The following is a 21,287-nucleotide window of genomic DNA, read 5'->3' on the forward strand; positions in this document are numbered from 1 at the left end:
GCCGAGCTCCTCGTCGACGAACTAGAATCCAGCTAACCAACCAGTGTTGCGACGACCGCTGGAATTCGCCCTAGAACTCGCCTGGCAGAAGTGGCCCTGTTTTCAGTCGGCGTTAACACAGCCAGGCCGCTGTTACTGCTGGTGGCTTGGCGCTGTATTTCTGCTGCGCGGCAGAAGCCGACGCTGAGCTGAGCGCTGCGGCGATGGCCGGCCAGGAGTGCGCACTTTCGGGCTTACGTAGGCAGTCACGTCAACGAGTCACGTCCGTCTCTGCCCCCAGACTCCAGCGGGATCAAGGCAGCCAGCCTCATTCACCTTGACGCTTTGCGACGACGCCGGACTCGCTCGACGAGGGGCCGCTCGCGCGGACGAGGACTAGACGCCCGAGTCTGCACCGCGCGACGAGGGCTGAACCTCGCTCGCTTGAGCGCCAACGGCCGTCGGGGAAGGCAAACCGGGTGACGTTCCCGAAGCGTTTGGCCTCCTCGCTGGGCAGTCGAAGCAGTAAAGTCGGACCTTCTCGGTACAGCTGCCGAGGCTAATGATGCCAAGGAAAAATCGTCGTGCAGCTGCTAAGACTGTGAGGCGGCGCTATCGATCAATCTGACGAACGCCCTATCGTCAAAGGACAAATTCCCGGGCATGACTCCCTTTGTCGTGCGGTGTCTTCCAATTCGGAGCGGATCTTCCAAGAGGTCTTGTCTGAGGCAATCCTCGGATTCCCGCAGGGTCATGAGAAGGTCGGGGTAGCCGTCTGAAGCGACTGCCAACTCGTGCTCATCGTCCTCGAGTTGCCACTCTTCGATGAAGCTGTCGGGAACTTTTCGGCCGTCGATAGCTCCATGACACAGACTTCCCGGTTCCGGGTTATTACGCCAGAATGCTTGGGCGCGAATGAGAGGTAAAACCATCTGCCTGCCGGGATCGTCTGCACGTAGCACTTCTTCTCGGACACCGGATCGAAGCAAAGATGAGAGAAGAGCTGCCCGCGCGTCCCCGCTTATTTCATCAACCCTTTTCCCACCCATTTCGACACGCTCAACCGATCGCCAGGAGCAATCGCCCACTCGAATCACTCGCCTATCGATTTTGTCGACAGCGCAGAACGACGCTGCTGGCAGGTCGCCGACCTCACGACCTCGCGTCTTCGAACCCAGCCGTTCCTCATAACTCAAGTTGATACGTCGGACCAGCTCAACGCCCGGAGTTCCGGCGGCCGCCGCTGCGATGACTTTGCACACAATTTCTGCTACGACGCGACCACCTGATAGTCCGTTGAATGTGAGTCCGGACTTGTCCGTTGCTCCATCGCAAACTACGAGAAAAGCGGGCCCATCCGCGACGATGTCTTCACTCTCACCGGGCCATCCTGTCTTTGAGACGACGAGCGATTCGCTCACACGCAATTGACGGCTCATTGCCTTGCCTCCTCGATGGATGGTGCCAGTACGTCGTCGGTGATCCAGGCAGTTTGATGAGGTCCCCGCCAAGCTCTAGCCACTATCCGTGAACGAAGTGGGAACCCGTCTCGAACTTGGCACTCGACTAGAGCCGCGACGTCTCCGGAACGGCGAAACCAGCGATCCGACGTGAACACCTTGGACGCGGCATGGCTGCCTTGAGTTGACGCACCGGCTAGGACCAGGACGATGGGGCCCCGGGTCATGGACATCGGGTTACGTGAACGAACGATGATCCCGTAGTCGAGGCTTAGCGTGTCGCCATCGCCCTGACTTGCATATTCGTGGTCGTTCCACAGGATTTTCGATTCAGCGATCGGGGAAATTGGGAAACCAGGTTCTTGCCGAAGTTCCCTGAGTAATTCAAGCGTGACGGCATTTGTCTTTTCCCCACCCAAACAGACCAAGTCGCCCTCAATCCGTTCATAGATTGCTGCATCAGCTACGAAGACTTGGTCTAGACGACAGCGCCAATAGGCCAGAGAAAATTTCGGCGCCAAGTCCGCCACGGCGCGGACTTGGCCGATGCCCGTGGAAGAACGGCGGTACGTTCCAGTCGACGTTTGCGCAGAGGTTGACACAATAACGGTGACTCTTTTTGGCTGGCGCATTCGAAACAATCGACGAGAATTCGACTTCAGGTAAAGCAGGCCTAGCGCGAACGCAAGAAGAGTTGAGAGTCCGTTTGTGAACAATGTGTTCAGCAACTCGACGGTCCATTGGGTGGCTTCGCTCGTCATCTTGATCGCCACGCGCTCCAATTCCGTCCGAGTTCAACGTCCACCTTGGAGTGTTCCTTGACTACATTTCAGACTAGGTAGTTAACGGGCTTGGGTGACGGAACCTTGTTACCCCCTTACGGGCTGAAGGATTCTCTGTTGCGATCGCAGAACACCCACCAACAAGCACAACCTTTCAGCAGCTCGCATGACCCTCATGACAGCTCTGGACAGGTGCTCTTTCGCGGGAGGTAATCGCGAGTTTCTTACTAAGCGTCCGATTGCTGCTCGGCGGCCTCGTCGTCCGCTTTCCAGATGCCGATTCCGGCGCTCGTCATTGCCGCGGGGAGCCTGTTAAAGATGTCGCCCATCGCCGACGAGAGTGCATCGTGACCGGCCCGAGACTCGGCCACGAGGCTCTCAATCGTTGGCGGAACGTGACCGGAGGAGAGTCCCACGCTCAGCGATAACGAATTAGTGCCTTCATCAACCCAAGGATTCGTAGTCAGCGCGCCACCGTCGATGCTCTGGGGTCTCCAACGGTGATAACCGACATCTCGACGTGAAGTGAGTGCCACCCAGGCCGGACTCCTGATGAGCTCGACCAGCGGATGGACGAGCGCATTCAGAGGCAACTCCTCGGTCGCTGCCGCCGCTTTCACTAAAGCCTTCACCGTTGAGGCGTTCAGAGAGAGGTTGGATTGCCTTGTCTCGGCGAATGGCTCGGGCGGCCAGACCCACTTGAATGCTTCGTCCAGGTGAGTCGACAACTTGTGCGCCCAAACCACGCGTGCCACGACGTTGGTAACCGCATGGCCGGTACTGACCGACCAGAGCCCGGAAGATTCAGCCAGGGCGCGGCCGGCGATGACCCTCATGTTTTCCTTGCCTTGCTCAGGCTCGATGTCGTGCCACACTTCCGCATCCCTGACCGCGGTGAGCGCTAGCCCAAGTTGTTCCCCGGCCGCGGCAGCGCGGCCGAGCAACTCCGCCATATACCCATGCGGCATCCCGGCCAGAGAGCCGTGTACCTCGGCAAACTGCGCCAGGGTGGCCAACTTCTGCCATTGCGTGGGCACTTTGAAGTGAATTTTTTCAGCCTCGCTGACAGGCTTCCCTCCCTCCGGGAAGAAGGAATAAAGCACAGCGCTGACCGTCAACTCGCGTGAAGTGTCTTCCATAAGCGGCCTTCGAGTTCTGTGACGCGGCTGCAGTAGTGAGCATCCTGCGTGAATTTTCTTGAGTGGTGAGTAGTCAAACGACGGAGACGACTTCGGAAGCGACCTCGAGCTCATCCAATATCCGTAGCGAAGGAAGTGAATTCACGATCGCCACTGTTTGGACACTCACTGTGACGATGCGTTTGAACAGATTCAAGACGTACTCGGGATCATTGTGCTCGGTGGCCCAATCATTCGGGTCGTTGACGATCCCGCTGTCCTTGTCCTGCTTCACGCGATAGCGCTCGATGATCCATTCAACTGCGGATCGAGAGCCGAGCATATATTCGTGCGCTTCATCCGGAATACCTGTGAGAGTGATCTCATCGTTGTAGCGGATCGTCGTCTTATCCCAGGCGCCGGCCTTGCCACCAAAGCGCATCTTGGTGACGCGTAGATCAGGGAGAGCATTCTGCCCAGTCGTTGAAGTCACCATCTCAAGTGGATATGGAACCACTGACTCGTAGCCGAGATGAAGAGCCGAAAGCCGTCGTCCCGACTCAGCGAAAGCCACAAAGTCGGTTGCGTCCGCCAGTTTCGGAATGCGCGGCAACATCTTCTTGAGGTCCCCCGCGTAGGTCGTGCGGTAATCGGGTGAGTGCAGCAGCCCATAGACGAAGAAGAACACATCGTCTTTCGTCACGTCCGCTCCGTACAGCCCTCGATACTCGGCGATGATCTCATCGGTCACGTTGTCGACGCTAGTGTAGGGATCGCTTTCGCCAAAGATATCGAGTTCCGTATCGCCGCCGCGCAGCTCGTAGGTGTAGCGGGGAAAGAACTGGCCGCCACTCCCCGCACCAGTGACATGAAGGTCGGGGAGGCTATCAAGCATGAGTACTGAGAAGGGGACTGCCGACCCCATACCGACATAGTAAAAACCGAGATTGTCCGGCTCCGCCGTTGGGAACATCTTTGGAAGCTGATACCGACGTTCATTTAGTCGGGCATCAAAATAAACGTGCTGCTTGTTGAAAGGGCGGTAGGTCGAGTTGACGAAATTGTCCTGTGACAAGTGAAGGGAAGTGCCGCGCTCCGCTTGCTTGCGCAATTCTCCGCCCCATGCGATCACTTTTGAGTCTTTTGAAAGTTCAGTAATTGCGCCTGAAGCCAGGGCATCGACTTGTTCCTTGTACGAATCCAGCATTCGACGAACGTTGCGCTTTACCTCAAAGCGTGAGGAGTTATAGACCCATGCATCACGTGCTGTCGCAAGCCCACGGGAATAGGACGTGAATACGGCGGAATGCGAAGCAGAGCGGGTCCCGATCGGGGTGAATTCACCAAAGGTGTCATCGCGTTGGTTGAGCCAGTCACCCGCATCGTTCGGGGTGATCGGCTCCCAAGGCACGCCATCGATGCTGCCGTATTCGCCGACAAGGGACAGCTTCTGCTCGCGGGTGAGATAGTCGCCAATGTCGCGATAGTGCAGGAGCCCGTGCTCAGTGGCGTTCGGGTTCCTCACTAGTACCGATATCGCGATGGTCGCGCGGCTACCTGATCCGAAAGTCTGTCCGCCCTCCTTGCGCGCCTGCTCGCCCGACGTGCGAGTATTCCCACGCAGGTTGAAGATGTAGAGAGAGCTGAACTCCTCAGCAAGGCTCTTCCGAAGGCCGTCTGCAGTGTTCCCGTCGAGGAAGCCTCCGTTAGAGACGAACGCGACCACTCCGCGGTCTTTGATTCGGTCACTGGCCCATCGGATGGCTCGGATGTAGGAGTCGTAGAGGCTGTTCTTGTTCTGAGCGGTGGACTTGGCCGCGTAGGTGGAGGCGATGCGTGCGTCCAGGAACGGGTACTTAAGGTTCTGGTTGTTATCGTTCGCGCTGTCCTGCCCGGACGAGTAAGGAGGGTTTCCTACGATCACCCGAATGTCGAGGGCGTTTTGCGCTTTTGCCCGTTCGTTGTTGTCGCCGAAGATCCCGCCGTCGTCGTAGCGGTCGTCATCTTCCGCGGACTGGAAAGTGTCGGTGAGCACAATACCTGGGAAGGGTTCGTAACCGACCACGCCGTAACTCTCGGCGTGCGCCCCGCCGGTGTCTTTGACCAGACCGTGGAAGGTCTCCTCGATGTTCACCGCTGCAACGTAATAGGCCAGCAGCACGATCTCGCTGGCATGCAATTCATGTCGGTATTTCCGCACCAGGTCAGCCGGTTTGATCAGACCGGACTGCAGGAGTCGAACAATGAACGTGCCTGTGCCGGTGAAAGGGTCAAGGATGTGCACGCCCTCGTCCGACAGGGTCGCGCCGAACTCTTTTCGCAGCACTTCGTCGGCGCTTTTGAGGATGAAGTCGACGATCTCATTCGGGGTGTAGACAATGCCGAGGCGTTCGTGGGTGTCCTTGAACGCTCCGGAGAAGAACTTTTCGTAGAGGCGTTTGATGGTCGTCTGCTTGCCGGCAGCATCGGTGATGCCGTTCACGCTGCGGCGCACGCTCGCGTAGAAGGACTCGAGCTCCTCGGTTTCGGTTTGGAGGTTGCTGCCCTGAAGTGCGTCGACCATGCGCTGCATGACCTGGGAGACCGGGTTGTTGGCGCTGAACGAGTAGTCCTTGAACAGGGCGTCGAAGACTGGTTCGGTGATCAGGTGCTGGGACAGCATCTCGATCGCGTCTGCTCCAGTGATCGACGGGTTCAAGTTGTCTTGGAGCCCGCCCACGAATGCCGCGAACTCCGTGCGTATGTGTTCGTTGGATCCTTGGACGAGGCTGGCGATGCGGATCCGTTGGCGTTTGGCGATCTCGGCGACGTCGCGGGCCCAGTTCTCCCAGTAGTCGCGTTCGCCGACTTTGTCGACGATCTTTGCGTAGATCGCGGTGCGCCAATCGGCCCCGATCGTTGACCAGTCCATGGCGACCGAGACATTGTCTGGGACGTTATCGCCGGGTTGCTGTTCGTTGTCGCTGTTCCATGGGTCGCGCACGTCGATGACTTGGAGCTGGTCGTCGCTGCGTCCGTTGAGGTCGAGCTGTTCGATCTTGGCTTCGAATCGCTCATCGTGGGCGCGGAGCGCCCGGAGAACATCCCAGACGACCTTGTATTTGGTGTTGTCGTTGAGTGCCTGCTCGGGCGTCATATCCGCGGAGACGGCGATGGGCAGGATAATGTAGCCGTAGTCCTTGCCCTCGACCTTGCGCATGACCCGGCCCACGCTCTGCACGACGTCGACTTGGCTGTCACGGGAGTTGAGGAAGATGACCGCATCGAGCGCCGGCACGTCCACACCTTCACTGAGGCAGCGCGCGTTGGTAAGGATGCGGCACACGTTGTCGTCGGGGTTGGTTTCCGCTTTCAACCAGTCGAGCATCTGGTTGCGGATCATCACGTTCATCGTGCCGTCGACGTGCTTGGCTTCCAGACGCAGGGGGGACTCCGCCGCCGCATCCTGGCCCGCGGCGTCCTCGCTGTTTTGTTCCGCTTCGCTGGGGAAGGAGACGCCGGCTGGCCTGGTATAGCTGCCGTCGTAGCCGTTGAGCATGGACTGGACCTTTTGGCTGTCCTTGATCGAGCGGGAGAATGCCACGGCCCGGCGCAGTGGTGCCCGGTCGGCGGCGTGGGATCCGAGGCCTTGGACACCGCGTTTGGCGAGCCCGTTGTAGATGCCAACGATGCGGGCCGCGTCCGGGATATTCAGATCCCCGTCGACGGCGAAGCTTTCCTGGAAGCCGGCACCAATCGTGCCCTCGTCGACGGTGAGTACCAGGACCCGATAGTCAGTGAGGAGATCGCGTTCCACGGCATCGCCGAAGCCCAGACGGTGGAATGTTGGACCGAATGTTGCTTCGTCATCCATGCTCACGAGGACGGCATTCTTCTCGGATGCTTTCGTGCGGACTGCTTCGCCGTAGATCTTCGGCGTCGCGGTCATGTAGAGGCGCTTCTTCGCTTTGATCGCACTCTCGTCGTGGACGCGGAGGAACGAGGACTCGACGCCCTTCTCCAGCGTGAAGCCAGCTGTCCTGTGCGCTTCATCACAGATGACCAGGTCGAACTCGGGCAGACCGGCAGCCTGCGCCTTGGCCACCACATCGACAGACTGGTAGGTCGAGAAATACACGGTCATTCCGTCGACAGTCTCCGCTTTGGCGACCTCGGTGAGGAGCTGCGCGGTGCTGGTCGTCGCGGGATATGCGAGGTCGGAGACGGAGTAGTCCTCCGCGTACTTGCCGACCTTGTTATCGGAACAGATCGCGAACGCACGTAGCGGCAGGGTGCGCTCGGCCGCCCACTCCTTGAGCGTCTGTGACAACAAAGCAATAGACGGCACCAGGAACAAGACTGACCCGCCAGCACCGGCAATGGACTCCGCAATGCGAAGGCTCGTGAATGTCTTACCGGTCCCACAGGCCATGACGAGCTTGCCGCGGGGAGCTGCCTTGAAGCCCTTGGCCACGTCGGCGACGGCTTCCTCCTGGTGTGGGCGCAGCTGCTTGAGAGTCGGCGCCACCAGCTCGTCCGGCTTCGCGAGCGAATACTGGGACCAGTCAATCTCAGACTGTGCGAGGTCGTCGACGCCCACACGCCAGGTCTTCACGTGCTGATCGATCAGGGCATCAGCAGCGTGCTTGGACCACTTTTCCGTGGTCGAGATCACCATTCGGCTAGTGAACGGGTGCTTGCCTGAGGCGGTAAAGAACGAGTCGATATCGCCCTTGTCGATGGAGTGGGTGGGCGCATAAAACTTGCACTGGATGGCGCAGAAACCGTCGCCGTAGCGCTCCTTGGCAACCAGGTCGACGCCGGTGTCGACCTTGCCTTTGCGCCCTGGCCAGTCCTGCCAGAGCCACACGTCTTCGAAGCGTGCTGTCCACACGGGATCCGTCGTCAGATATGCGCGGGCTAGCCGCTCAAGGAGAAGGCCCTTTTCCCGGGTGTCGCGCGCCATCTGGGCGTACTCAGCAAGAAGGTCATGAATCGTCGTCATTGCAACTCCAGATCGCGTTCGCGTAAGCGAACCCCCCATGGCCGCACTGCGGCCTAGAATCAGCCTATTGCAGCGTCCCGGCGTGGTGGGACAGGTCCAGACAGGAGAAAATCTTCCGTGGGCGCAGCCATTGGTCCCACACGTCCGGGGTTAAGAACACGGGCATCCGGTCGTGGATCTCTCCGGACGCGTCCCGCGCTGCGGGCATGTGCCTTTAGCTCTGCTGGGACTCCTCTGCTCGCCCATCAGAGGCTGCTGCCGAGTCAGCAGCCTCGTTCACGAATCCAGTGGACCGACGGCTTGCTCGACGTTTTGGTTCTGCCAACCTCCATAGCTGACCGCGGTCCCTTGTACCTTCCACTCGACGCGACCGTTGGCATTGCGTCCGGCAACCACCGCCGCTGCAGCGCTGGGGCTCGCAAAAACCTGGTCCCGGGCGAAGAACATCGCTTTGCCGTCCCGTGACGGAAGAAGCGTGCCGTCCTTTTCGAGTTTCTCCCGCAACCGCAGGTATCCGTCATCCGCGCCAGTCCAGACCAACCGCGCCCCTGAACCCTTGAGGACGGTGAACTCCCCGTCGGCCTCAACGGATGTAGCGGTAAGGCCGTCTCTCTTGATGCGTAACTCGAACAGAGGAGAACGCTGGAAGGCGCTGGCGGAGACTTGGGTGGAGGTTGTCTCGGTCACGGTCGCCGCAGATCGAAAGATATTGACGCCGAGCACCGGGAGAACGATCTTGGCCTGGGCAATGAAATACTCCATGTCAGAGACATCTGCTTCAGGGAGGGTAAGGGGTATCGGCGCTGTGGCGTTTATCAATTTTGCCCGGTTGGCTTGATTTGCGAGCGTGATGAAGCGGCTTTCAAGGTATCGCGCGTGAGCCTTAGTGAGATTGCTGTCCTTACTCGTGAGGACGATGGCGCGGTCCCAGAAGTCCTTGCCACCCAAGACCTCAGGGCGACCATGCTGGTAAAGCCGCTTGCTAATGTCGTCGCCCTCCCCGATGTATGCAAGCGAACCTCCCAAGCTGTCAGGGTCATCGCCAATCAGAATGTAGACGCCCGTACGACTTGTTTCAGGACGCTGGAGCAGGCCAGCCAATTCGGAGCGTGGCGCCGCCAAGACGTGCCCCGTCCAATTCATGATTTCGGCTGTCAACAAACCGCCGGGTGTTCCTTCCGCGAGGAAGAGTCGAACGGATTTGCCAACGCTCATTGCTTGATCTCCTTGGTCCTTGGTCCCCCCTGAGTGGACCTCGTTGAGGCCAGCCTAGCTAGATCCCAGCCGCCACTTTCAGCTCGCGTCCACGTTTTGACTTCACGTTCGCGGGCAGCAGCTAACCGCCGCCCAAGAGCACATCGCTGCCGACGGCGAGGGTGCCCGCGACATTGCTCGTCCTGCAGCCATTCCGAATGTCGTGGACCCGCGGACCCGGGCGACAGCGCGTCGACCGGCGGAGATACCGGATGCCCCCGATTGGGGGCGACCGGCGTCACGATCACTCAAGTGCATGCAAGTTACGCTCGGTCACGGGTGCGATACTGCTCGTGCTTTCCATCCCTCATCGGCTGGCCTGATGACCCTGAACATCGCCGAAGATTCAGACAAGGATCAATGCCTGCTTTGCGGCGACCTGAGCGAACGGAAGTAGTCATGGAATCCCAGGGGGGAGGGAACCAGGCAGCAGATCAGACGGCTGCAGACCAGACACCGGCGCGCCCGCATACGACCGCAGCCGGGCGTAGAGCGGCGCCCCGGGTCATCCGGGACCTCCGGGGCAACGTCCCCGGGCAGGGCCTCATGATCGAGGTGCTCCGCCGCCAGGCGGAATCCGGAGAGATCGTCCCCGAGACCGGCGCCGTGCTCCTGACAGACGCCGCTGTGCCGTGGCGGATCGGCGCGCTCGGCGAGATCCAGGTCGGCGCGCACCTCGCGCAGCTCGGCCCGGAATGGACCGTTCTGCACTCCGTTCCCGTCGGGAAGGGCGAGAGCGACATCGACCACGTCGTCATCAGCCAAGCCGGGGTGTTCACCATCAACACGAAACGGCACGCTGGCCAGAAAATCTGGGTCGCCGGGCGCGGGTTCATGGTCGGCAATCACAAGCAGCCGTACATTCGGAACGCCAGCCACGAAGCGAAACGCGCCGAGAAGATGCTCTCCCTGGCGACCGGGATGACGGTCCCCGTCTGCGGTGTCATCGCCCTCATCGACCCGGCCAGCATCACCCGGAAGGCCCCGCCCGAAGGCGACGGTGTCGAACTGCGCATCATCGACTCCCGTGACCTCTGCGTCACCGTCAGCGGCCGCCCCATCTTCAGCGTCGAACAGGTCGTCGCCATCGTCGCCGCGGCAGCGCAACCCGGGACCTGGCACGCGGGCCCACACTCCATCGAGGAACCCGCCGAGATCGCTGCCGCCTTCCACGCGCTCAGCGACCGCGTCGTGGACGAGGCGACGCCGCCCGTCATTCCGCGGCTGCGCACCACGGCCTCCCCTGCAATCACGCGCACCCGTCAGCCAACGGCGGTGAAGCCCCGCGCCGCCCGGCCCAGCAAGAGAGCCCAGAAGGCGAAGGAGAAGCGCCAGGCCGAGATCATCAAGCTCGTCGCAGTCTGCGTCGGGCTGACCATTTGGTATGTCAGCACCCGCTAGGTGTAACTCCCAGAGGCCTTGTGAACGCGGTTGATGGGTGGAGTGTTTCCGATGCCGCTGTGGTGTTCTTCCAGGACGCGAAGGCGCAGGTCGGGGCACCTGCTGCTGCAGCACGGACTGTTATGCCGAGTAGGTGAAATTCTCGATCTTATCGCCCAGCAGCGCGGAGTCGCAGCCGAAGCGGATGTCGCGGATCTCCTTCGTCGCTGAAGCTTCGGTGGGCGCGCTACTGTCGCGTCATGGAGCAATTAGCCCGAATCCCTGACGAGGTTCTTCATTCGAAGTGGCGAGAGATAGCCCCGCTCATCGATGTTCTGGCCACCCGGATTGGAGAATCGGAGCCTTTCCCGGTTGTCACGGGCAGTGCCTTCACAGGTGACGATCGAGGAGCAGCTCCATATTCGGTGACGTACGTCGCCAACGCGTGCCTTTTCTCCGCGATTGACCACCTTCATGCTTTGAAGGCGCTTGTGTGGGACGCCCGGCTGCTGCACACGTCAGCGCCGGCCACACTTGCGCGCAGCGCAATTGAGAACGCGGTAACGGGGTTGTGGGTGATCTCGCCCGCTAGTCGTAATGAGCGGATCAGTCGGAGTTTGCGCTGGTATGCACAGGATGCCCGCGATCAACACCGGGCTACAGCAAATTTTAGCGCCGTAGACCTCGCCGGGAAACTTGAACGTCTGGGCGCCATCGCTGAAGTCAGGGGTATCTCGGCAAGCTCGGCGATCAGCAACTTCACGATCACGTCCGTCTTCAAAGAGCTGAAGGCGGCTGGCCGCGAGGCGGCTGAGTTTGAGTGGCGTCTTGCGTCTGGCTTCGCTCACGGCCGGTCGTGGGCGAGCATGGGAGTTCTGGAGCGCGAAGAGCTCCCGTTGGGCGACGACGACAACGTCGTCTTGCGACTGACGAATTCCGACCAGATGGCGTTGTATTTCGTTCTCAAGGCACTGCACTCGATTGAACAACTGCTCCAGCGACGCGAATTCCTTGCCGGCCTTCGGACCCAGGACGCCTCCGTCGGCTGAAGGCCAATCGAGTCACGGAACGCTCCGACCTCCCCGAGCGAATCGAAGAAATGCTCACACGCGCCCTCAAAACGCTCGGCGTAACGCATCCCAACAGGTTTCTCGGACCGCTTCAGATGCTGAGCAATTCCCCACGAAAGGCCATAATCACGTTAACGTGCCACCTGAGGGCCTCCGTGACTGGTAAAGACGTTAGATACCTGCACTCAATCCGGGGGCCCTCACTCCCCGCGGGCCAGTGACCACTCGTCGCGAAGCGCCCCCAGCGCCCCGGCCCACGCGTGAACGACTAGTCGTTCCGAGTCAACGTTCAGGTTTAGCGAGGCAACGCGTAGACAGGCATCAAAGCTCCAAAAAAGGCTTGGTTACCCCAACCGCATCAAACACGTACGGAACCGAAAGCAGCAACAGCATGACGGCAAGGCCGGTGATGTTCAGCCATGTCCACCTCAGGGTGATCGAGGCGATCATAGGTATGACCATGAACGGACCGATGATGATCGGGGTCATAAAGAATCCGAGCGACGCCCAACCCGGGTCCGCCGGGTTCGACTTCAACAGCTGAGGGACAAGGACCGAATAGTGGTAGATGAGGTAGGCGGTTGCAGCTACCGCGACGCCTAGACAGATGTAGCTCCCAACGAAGCGCCACCGGGACACTGGCCGCTTGACACTGGAAGCTGTGATCATGAGGAACGTTCTCTTGAGGCGCGGGGCCACAGGGAGATCGCGTTTCAGATGCTCGGTCCAGTCGGTTCCATTCCACCAGCGCAGTTGGTTGGACGTCTCGGACTTCGGATCGGGGTACCACCCGGATGGTTGTGGTGTGGTCGTATGATCTGCCACAGTGTGTCCTTCCCCGCCACCACAGGTGCGCGTAGCTGACCACAGGATAAGGGTGGCCGGGCATCTGCCTCCAGCCCCCTTTTAGAGCTGTAGACCAGCCCGGGTAGAGAGAAAGAAACCTGCCTCGGTCCCCGAACATCGCGCTACTTGACGAATAGACAAGCTTCCTCGCTGCCAGCAGCAAGTTGCGGCATGACCATGTCGTCATGCAGACCGGCAACATCGAAGGGGTCGAGCAAAACTGCTGACATCGACAGCACGGTTGCGCTCTGGCCAGGTAGGGCGTCACCGTGTCGTCGAGTTCAGAGGAACTAAACCCGCGACGCAGCAGGCAGACCTTGCCAGTGTCAGGGCCCCGACCTACACTCCCCATATCGAATAAACGTTCGATAACGGGGGTTGGAGGTACGCATTGGGACAGAGCTTCCCGCACCTCCACGTCGCCTCCGCGTACTCGCCGCACTACGGCGTGACCATGCCCGATGCTCTCGTCGACCAGGCGGCGGCCGCCGGTGCTGACTTCCTCGCCCTGACCGACCGGGATGGGCTGTACGGGGCGGTGAAGCACGTGCGGGCGTGCGCTGCCGCCGGGATTCGGCCGGGCCTGGGCGCGGACCTGGCCGTCCACGATGATGAGCACCGGCCGCTCGGCCGGGTGACCCTGCTCGCGCACGGCGGGGACGGGCGCGGCTACGCCGCCCTTTGCCGCGCCGTAAGCTCCGCGCACGAAGCAGGCCGGGTGCCGAGCATCGACCGGCGCCGACTCGCCACCTGGGCAGAGGGTCGCACCCTCACCGTGCTCCTCGGGCCGCTCTCCGACGCGGGGCTCGCGGTGGAACGCCGGGACAGCCTGGAATCGGTTGCGGGGTTGCGTGCGTGGCTCCGGGTCATGCCCATCGGGTCCGTCACCCTCGAAGTCGTCTGCCATCTAGCACCGACCGGGCAACGCGGGTCCGTGGCTGCGGCCACCCGGATGCTCGGGCTCGCCGAGGACACCGGGACCCCCGCCATTCTCTCCAACGCGGTCCGGTACGGCGAGCCCGGCGACGCGACGACCGCGGACCTCGCCGACGCGACCCGGCTCCTCACCCCGCTCGCCCAGCTCGAGGAGCCGCAGGCGAACGGGCAAGCCTGGCTGAAAGACGCACAGCACATGCGCCAGGTCGCCCGCATGGTTGTCGACGCCGGCGCCCGGAACCCCGATGCCCTAGACCAATTGCTCCGCACCACACAGGAGCTTGCGGATCGGTGCGCCCTGGACCCGGCCGCGGACATCGGACTCGGCACTCCGCGGATGCCGGAAGCCTCAATCATCGGGGTGGTCGGCGACCCGGTCGCGGAGCTGTGGCGGCGGGCCCGGCACGGCATCGATGACCGATACGCCGGGACCGCCCTCGCCCGTGCCGCACACGAGGAGCTCGCGCATGAGATGGAGACGGTCGAGCACCTCGGGTTCGCCGCGTACTTCCTAACCGTCGCCCGCGTCGCCGACCTGATCCGGGGCATGGGCGTCCGGGTGCAAGCCCGCGGGTCCGGTGTCGGCTCCGTCCTCAACTACGCCCTCCGCACCTCCTCGGTCGAACCGATCGAAAACGGGCTCATTTGGGAGCGGTTCCTCTCCCCCGAACGCCAGACCCTCCCCGACATTGATATCGACGTCGAATCCGCCAGGCGTCATGACATCTACCGGGAAGTGTTCCAGGTCTTCGGCGCCGACCGGGTGTCACTGATGTCGATGACCAACGCGTACCGGGGGCGGGGCGCAGTCCGGGACGCCGGGCTCGCCCTCGGCATGCCCGAGGACCAGGTCGCGGCGATCGCGAAGCAGATGTGGCGGTTCAACGCCCGCGACTTCCGCCGGGCCCTCGAAGAGAAACCAGAACTCGCCGACCTCGCGGCGCAGGTTCGCGAGTCGCAGCAGCTGGACCAGTTGGTGGACCTGACGGCGAAGCTCGACCGGCTCCCCCGCCACATCAGCGTGCACCCGTGCGGCGTCATCCTCTCCGACACGTCCCTCCTCGACCGGACGCCCGTGCAACGCTCGGGAATGGGGCTGCCGATGTCCCAGTTCGACAAGCACGACATGGACCCGATGGGTCTGATCAAGCTCGACATCCTCGGCGTCCGAATGCAATCGGCAATGGCCTTTGCGATCGAGGAGCACCGGCGCCTTACCGGCGAGACCATCGACTTGGACCGGGTTCCCCTCGACGACGAACCTACCTACGAAATGCTCCGCACCACCCGCACCCTCGGCGTCTTCCAACTCGAGTCCCCCGGACAGATGGAACTGATCGGGAAGCTCCAACCGGCAGTGTTCAACGACCTGACCGTGGAGATCAGCCTGTTCCGACCCGGCCCCATGCAAGCGAACATGCCCCTCCAGTATCTGAAGGCACGGCACGGGGAAGTCGCACCCGACCACATGCACCCACGGTTCAAGCCCTTCTTGGCCGAAACCAACGGTGTCGTCGTCTTTCACGAGCAGGTAATGCGCCTCTTCGACGAGTTGACCGGCTGCGGCATGGGTAAGGCCGATGTGTTCCGTCGGCACCTCGGGAAATCTGGCGACCTTGCCGAGATTGAAGCGTACGTTCGGCAGCAGGCGGCTACCCGCGGGTTCCCGGCGCCGGTCGTGGACCGGGCGTGGAAGGTGCTGTCCGGGTTCGGCAGTTTCGGGTTCGCCAAAGCACACGGCGCGGCATTCGCCCGAACCACGTACGAGAGCGCCTGGCTGAAAACGCACCACCCGGCCACGTTCTTCGCCGGGCTCCTCACCCACGACCCCGGCATGTGGCCCAAGGACCTCATCGTTGCCGAAGCCCGCAACCTCGGCGTCCCCGTCCTCGGCCTCGACGTCCAGAAGTCCGCGCTGGACTACCGGGTCGAGCAGCTGGGCGACGGGCAGCTCGCCATCCGCCTCGCCCTGCCCGAACTCGCCGGCTCCAGTGTGCTCGAGCGGCAGCGGATCGCGGAGCATCAACCGTTCTCGTCGTTGCAGGATTTCCGGGACCGGGTGCGGCCGCGCCGGCGCACGTTCGAAGCGTTGGCCCGGGTCGGCGCCCTGGACTCGTTCATCGGCTACGACCGGGCCCGCCGCGGCGACCTCCTCTCCCACATCCAGAGCCTCGGCGGCAAGGCACTCCCCGTCGGCCCCGACCAGCTCGCCTTCGATATCGAACTGCCACTGCCCGACTTCTACCGGTCTGTTACCGCCCTCGACCTCCGCGGCCGCACCCAAACAGACATCGAACTCCGCGACCTCGGCCTCGCCGTCAGCCAGCACCAGATGACCCGCTTCTATCCCCTCTTTAAAGAACTCGGCGTCACCCCCGCGTCAGAGCTCGTGAACTTGCCTGGCGGCACCGAGGTCTTGGTCGCCGGGGTTCGCCGCGCCACCCACACTCCCCCAATGCGCAGCGGCAAACGCGTCGTCTTCCTCTCCCTCGACGACGGCAGCGGGCCAGTATCCAACGTGGTCTTCTTCCACGACGCACAGGCTGCGATCGGGGCACCCGTGTTCCGCACCCACTACGCCCTCATCCGCGGCCGAACCCGGCGCACCGGGGCCCGCGGGGTCTCCGTGACCGGCGAACAGATGTGGGACCTGCTCGACGTGGCAGGGAAGGTCCGGGCACGTCAGGCCGCGGAACTGGAGCGAGAGCGGGTTGTGGTCGATGCGGAGGCCGCGGACAACGTCATTCAGATGTGGAAGCGGAGAGCCTGACTCTCTCTCGCCACGCCGAATTAGGCGGAAAACATCACGCGGGCGATCCTTGAGCTCGGCCCAGTGACCATCACAGCGATTGGGCGGATCATGTCATCGACATTCGGGAATCGTGCTGGCTTTCGTTGGTCATGCTAAAGAGTCAATACGCCCTGGAGCACTGTGGCCAGGGAGCCGATGCCGGCGATGGCCAGGACAGCCTTTTTCGCGATCGACTCGTTGATGGTTGAACTGAGGAGGTTTCCGATCACGACACCTGCCACCGCGGAGCCGGCCGCGACCGCCCATCCTGCCGTCGGGAGGTCGGGCATTCCCCGTGCGAGCAGGGACAGAGCGTTGAGGCCGGCGAAGTAAAGCTGAACGGTGGCCAGATACTCTCTGTACTCCCAATCGGTGGAGTTGGCATAGATAGCGATTGGCGGGCCGCCCACGCCTGCGGTTACGTTCATGAAGCCGGAGAGGACGCCGGCGATTCCGGTGCCCCGTGCTCCCACGAAGACCCTGCTTCTGCGCAGGAATACCGTCGCGGCCAGAGCAGCGAGAGTCACGGTACCGATGAAGATACCGAGCCAGCTGGCCGGCAGCGACTTTGCGATCCATGTCCCGGGGACGAGCCCGATCGCGGAAGTCACCAGCAACAGCCCCGCGACACGGAAGTTCACGTCGGACCACAGCGTGATCGCACTGACCAGACACACTCCGAGTCCGACCATCTGCAGGGTTTGGACTCCGGTCACACTGCCCAATAGCAGTACCAGGAAGGGGGCGGCGACCAGGGCCAAACCCATCCCGGTGACCCGCTGAATGAAGGAACCGAAAAACAAGACGACACCGACACCGACGAGAGTGAGCATATCCATCAGACGTCCTGTGCGGCTGGGCCGGGGTTGCCCCGCGGCGCCCGGGCGCCCCCCGCCTCGGCTGCTTTCGGGCACCGAGGCGGAAGGTCGCGCGGGCGGCGGGGATCACCCATGGCGGACGATCTCGGCGATGGGTGCCGGGCCGTCGAACCCCTCGAGGCTGTCGATTGCCTCCTGTGCCACGTCGCCCCACACGTGCACGGTCCACGGCTGGCCGCGAAGGTCGTCGGTGTTGCGGGTATCCGGGGTGACCGGCACGCGTGGCACGACGCCGCCGGAGCGCACGAAGACCGGCATCTCTTCGATCGACACCTGACGCTCGATGAACGTCGGGCCTTCGAAACGCTCGTCTGTGAAGAAGTCGTACCAGGTTCCGGTCGGCAGGTAGATCCTCCTGGTGACCGGCTCCATTCCGTCGTCCATCACCGGCGCGGCCAGGAGGTCGCCGCCGAGCAGGTACTCGTCGTCGATCGACAGCGCGACCTGGTCGTCGGGGTAGTGGAAGCACAGTGGGCGGATAAACGGAAGCCCGTCGGTCTCGACCTCGGCGCCCACCTGCCACAGGTAGGGCAGCAGGGAATAGCGCAGTCGGATCCAATCGCGGCAGACGTCAAGCGCGTCCGGCCCGAACTCCCAGGGCTCCCGGGGCCGCAGACCGTGCGCCCTCATCAGGGGGGAGAGGGCGCCGAACTGGGTCCAGCGGATGTACAGGCCGGGTGTAAGCTCCGGGCCGTAGAAGCCGCCGATGTCATGGCTCCAGTAGCCCGGCGCGCAGGTCGCATACGACAGGCCGCCTCGCAGTGTGGCCTGCATCCCCACCACTGTGGACTCGGCGTCCCCGCCCCACTGGCCAGGGTAGCGTTGCGAGCCGGCCCAGCCGCTGCGCCCCCACACCAGCGGTGCGCGACCGGTGAGGGTGCCGATGGTGTCGGAGAACAGACCGTTGTAGCGCAGCGGGTAGAGGTTGTGGATGTAATTGCCGGGCGTTCCGTCGGCGGCGGCGGCGCCTGAGGGGCAGCCTTCGCCGAAGTCGGTCTTGATGACGGCCACACCGTCGTCGAAGAAGGGCTTTTGCTTGTCCAGGATCCACTGCGCGGTGGCAGGGTTGGTGACGTCGAACAGGGCGCGCATTCGACCATCGGGGGTCGGAGTGCCCTGGATCTCGGCCAGTCGGCCGTCCGGCATCCGCAGCAGGTGGCCGCCGTCGTCGGCTTCTCTAAACAGCGGCGAGGCCGGATCCAGATAGGGCAGCTCCCACACCGACAGCCGGAATCCCAGCGAGCCGAGGCCGTCGACGAAGGCGCCGCGATCGCCGAAGCGGTCGCTGTTCCAGATGAAGTCGGTGTTCAGCCGGTCAACGACCAGCCAGTCTGGGTCGAGGTGGAGAACGTCACCTGGCACCTGGTGTTGCCGCATGGTGTTGCCGACGGCGAGCATCTCCGTGTCGCTGTGATAACGGCACCGTCCCATCCAATATCCGAACGCCCAGAGCGGCGGCCGTTTGGCCCGGCCGGTCAACGCCGTGTAGTCGACCAACCGCTGTTCGACGGATGCCGCGGCGAACAGGATCAGGTCGAGGCCGGCATCCTCCAGCGTGATCCCGAGCACGCTGGGCCGCCGGTGGCCTACGTCGGCGGTGAGGGTCGCGCCGGTGTTGACGAAGGCGGAATAGCCCGCGGTGGAGTGCCACACCGGCACCGGCTTGTAGGCCAGCCCGGTGCCGGTGCCGAGCGCGTCATTGACCTCCAGAACAAGCTCTTGGCCGCTCTTCTCGAACCGGGAGAACTGCTCGCCGAAGCCGAAGATCTTCTCGCCGACGCCCATCTCCAGGTTGAGGTTGATGCTGCCGTTGCGCACGATCACGGGCGGCGCCATCGGGAAGCCAGCCACCTGACGGAGCCGTTCCCCGGTACGCAGCAGCTGGGTCCCGTCGCGGAATAGCGCCAGGGTGAGGGGAGCCTTGCCGATCCGCAGCGTGGCACCGGACAGTCGAATCTCCAGCGCGTCGCCGGTGTCCCGAAGCTGCATGCTCTGGTCACCGTTGGTCGCGGCGACCATGATGCCGGGCCACACCTCGGCTTCACGCCACATCTGGTGCTCGGCCGGGGCGATCGCCACTCTCACGGTCTCCGGCCCGAGGGCCAGCACCCGGCACCGGTACTCGATCTGGTCCAGGCCTGGAAGCTGCAGGTCCTTGGGCAGGTTCGGCATCGTGGTCTCAATGCCTTGCTCTTCCGAAGATTCGCCGGTCATCCACCCGGGTATGCCCGGCAGTGCTTTCGCCGCCATGCCGGTCACGAGGAAGTCGACGCCATGCTCGGTCTCGGTGACGCCGCCGACGTACTTGAGAATGTACGGTTCGGTCTTGGTGTCGATCATTACTTGGTCACCAGGGTTCCGGTCAGATCAGGGGAGTCGAATCCGTCGCCGGCATCCCGCTCGGCGTGTCGAACACACAATTCCTCCTGAATTTCCACGCAGCGCTCGTCGGACATCTTGTAGACGAACCAGATGGCGATGATCGCGAAGATCGACATGGCCATCGGGTAGAGGAACATCAGTGCACGGATGCCGAACAGGGCACGTTCGGACTGTTGTGCCACGTTGGGGGCGTAGGCGACGAGGGCCAGCACCACGCCGGGAATGAAGCCGGCGATGGCCTGGGACAGCTTGCGGAACCAGGTGAACGCCGAATAGGTGAGGGCTTCGCTGCGGATGCCGGACTTCCACTCCCCGTATTCCACAGTGTCGGACACCATGGCCCAGTTGAGGCTGTTCGGCAGCGCACTGCCGAAGAAGGTGAAGCTGGACAAGATCACCAGCGACAGCGTGTCATGCACCACGAAGAAGGCGAGGAAGTCGGCCACGAACCAGATGGAACAGCCCAGGATGTAAGTCTGGCGCTTGCCGATGCGCCGGGTCAGCCAGGGGGTCACCGCGACGCCGGGGAAGACCCAGGCGATCGCGAACAGGCCGATGAACGAGAGTGCCCAGGTGTCACCCAGGTTGTACTCGGTGAAGTACACCTGCACCGCAATGCGCACGTTGAAGGCGGAGAAGATGGCCAGGTTGGCCAGGCACAGACCCATCAGCGGGCGGTTCGAGAAGAGCAGGCGGTACTGCGTCGACAGCGGCACCTTGGGAGCGGCGGTCTGCACAGTTTGTGGGCTGCCGACGAAACGCTCCTGCACGTTGTTGTACATCACGTAGATCATCACGGCGCCGGCGATGGCGAACACCGTCACGGCCACAGTGTAGCCCTGGGCCTGGTCTTCGAAAGCGTTCACGATTGGCCAGAACACCACCGTCGAGATCAGCAGGCCGAGCGTGCCGCCACCCTGGCGGAGCGAGGACAGCACTGAGCGCTCCTGCAGGTTGCGGGTCATCGCCGGCACCAGGGCGCCGTAGGGAATGTTCGCGATCGAGTAGACGGTGCCGAAGAGCATGTAGACGGCGAAGGCCCAGATGGTGCGTCCAGTCAGGGAGAAGTCGGGAATCTGGAACGACGCGATCAGCATCAGCGCAAGCGGGATGGTCGCGTAGAAGATGAACGAGCGGTACTTACCGCGTTTGCCGAGCTTGGTGCGGTTGTCCACCCAGGTGCCCACCGCGACGTCGGCGAAGGCGTCCCAGATCTTGGCGACGAGGAAGATGGTGCCCGCGATGGCGGGATTGATACCGAGCGCGTCGGTGAAGAACTTCAGCAGGTACAGCTGCCCCATATCGAACAGGAAATTGAATCCGACGTCGCCGGACCCGTAGCCGAGCTTCTCCCTGAGGCTGAGGACCGGCTGCAGGCCCGTTCTAGTGGCCTCGCCCGTCTGTGTGGAAACTCCCATTTTTTTGTC

Annotated in this window: 12 protein-coding genes; 3 read left to right on the top strand and 9 right to left on the bottom strand. The window is 62.5% G+C overall.

The features are described 5' to 3' along the window. Positions 1-572: 572 nt before the first annotated feature. The 5 genes from E3N94_RS14695 to E3N94_RS14720 form a co-directional block, all read right to left on the bottom strand. The gene (locus E3N94_RS14695; RefSeq protein WP_134570471.1) at positions 573-1,418 is read right to left on the bottom strand and encodes a hypothetical protein; all 846 of its coding nucleotides are present in this window, start codon (positions 1,416-1,418) and stop codon (positions 573-575) included. Beyond that, positions 1,415-2,212 (bottom strand): hypothetical protein, encoded by a 798-nt coding sequence (locus E3N94_RS14700; protein WP_134570472.1) that lies wholly within the window; start codon positions 2,210-2,212, stop codon positions 1,415-1,417. Before E3N94_RS14700 ends, E3N94_RS14695 begins: the two co-directional genes overlap by 4 nt. Positions 2,213-2,448: 236 nt before the next feature. Continuing rightward, the gene (locus E3N94_RS14705; RefSeq protein ID WP_134570473.1) at positions 2,449-3,360 is read right to left on the bottom strand and encodes a hypothetical protein; all 912 of its coding nucleotides are present in this window, start codon (positions 3,358-3,360) and stop codon (positions 2,449-2,451) included. Positions 3,361-3,433: 73 nt separating this feature from the next. Beyond that, positions 3,434-8,323 carry a type ISP restriction/modification enzyme gene (locus E3N94_RS14710; protein WP_134570474.1) on the bottom strand — a complete coding sequence of 1,630 codons (4,890 nt, stop codon included), beginning with the start codon at positions 8,321-8,323 and terminating at the stop codon, positions 3,434-3,436. Positions 8,324-8,599: 276 nt separating this feature from the next. Continuing rightward, entirely contained in the window at positions 8,600-9,538 is a 939-nt protein-coding gene (locus E3N94_RS14720) for a GIY-YIG nuclease family protein (RefSeq protein ID WP_134570476.1), read from the bottom strand. Positions 9,539-9,976: 438 nt separating this feature from the next. Here E3N94_RS14720 and E3N94_RS14725 point away from each other — a divergent pair, with 438 nt between their 5' ends. After that, a complete protein-coding gene (locus tag E3N94_RS14725) occupies positions 9,977-10,978 on the top strand; it encodes a nuclease-related domain-containing protein (protein WP_166790118.1) in 1,002 nt (333 codons plus the stop codon). 239 nt (positions 10,979-11,217) lie between these two features. Beyond that, positions 11,218-12,006 carry a hypothetical protein gene (locus E3N94_RS14730; protein ID WP_134570478.1) on the top strand — a complete coding sequence of 263 codons (789 nt, stop codon included), beginning with the start codon at positions 11,218-11,220 and terminating at the stop codon, positions 12,004-12,006. Between the two features lie 342 nt (positions 12,007-12,348). Here E3N94_RS14730 and E3N94_RS14735 read toward each other — a convergent pair whose 3' ends face one another. Further along, the gene (locus E3N94_RS14735) at positions 12,349-12,852 is read right to left on the bottom strand and encodes a DUF2510 domain-containing protein (RefSeq protein WP_134570479.1); all 504 of its coding nucleotides are present in this window, start codon (positions 12,850-12,852) and stop codon (positions 12,349-12,351) included. A 412-nt stretch (positions 12,853-13,264) separates the two neighbouring features. Here E3N94_RS14735 and dnaE point away from each other — a divergent pair, with 412 nt between their 5' ends. Next, positions 13,265-16,579 (top strand): DNA polymerase III subunit alpha, encoded by a 3,315-nt coding sequence (dnaE, locus tag E3N94_RS14740; protein ID WP_134570480.1) that lies wholly within the window; start codon positions 13,265-13,267, stop codon positions 16,577-16,579. A 134-nt stretch (positions 16,580-16,713) separates the two neighbouring features. Here dnaE and E3N94_RS14745 read toward each other — a convergent pair whose 3' ends face one another. From E3N94_RS14745 to E3N94_RS14755, 3 genes are all read right to left on the bottom strand, one after another. Then, a complete protein-coding gene (locus E3N94_RS14745; protein WP_134570481.1) occupies positions 16,714-17,439 on the bottom strand; it encodes a sulfite exporter TauE/SafE family protein in 726 nt (241 codons plus the stop codon). 105 nt (positions 17,440-17,544) lie between these two features. After that, the gene (locus tag E3N94_RS14750) at positions 17,545-19,818 is read right to left on the bottom strand and encodes a glycoside hydrolase family 31 protein (protein ID WP_134570482.1); all 2,274 of its coding nucleotides are present in this window, start codon (positions 19,816-19,818) and stop codon (positions 17,545-17,547) included. Further along, a complete protein-coding gene (locus tag E3N94_RS14755) occupies positions 19,818-21,278 on the bottom strand; it encodes an MFS transporter (protein ID WP_134570483.1) in 1,461 nt (486 codons plus the stop codon). Before E3N94_RS14755 ends, E3N94_RS14750 begins: the two co-directional genes overlap by 1 nt. Positions 21,279-21,287 lie beyond the last annotated feature (9 nt).

The organism is Cryobacterium sp. Sr3, from assembly GCF_004402835.1.
Classification (GTDB): domain Bacteria; phylum Actinomycetota; class Actinomycetes; order Actinomycetales; family Microbacteriaceae; genus Cryobacterium; species Cryobacterium sandaracinum.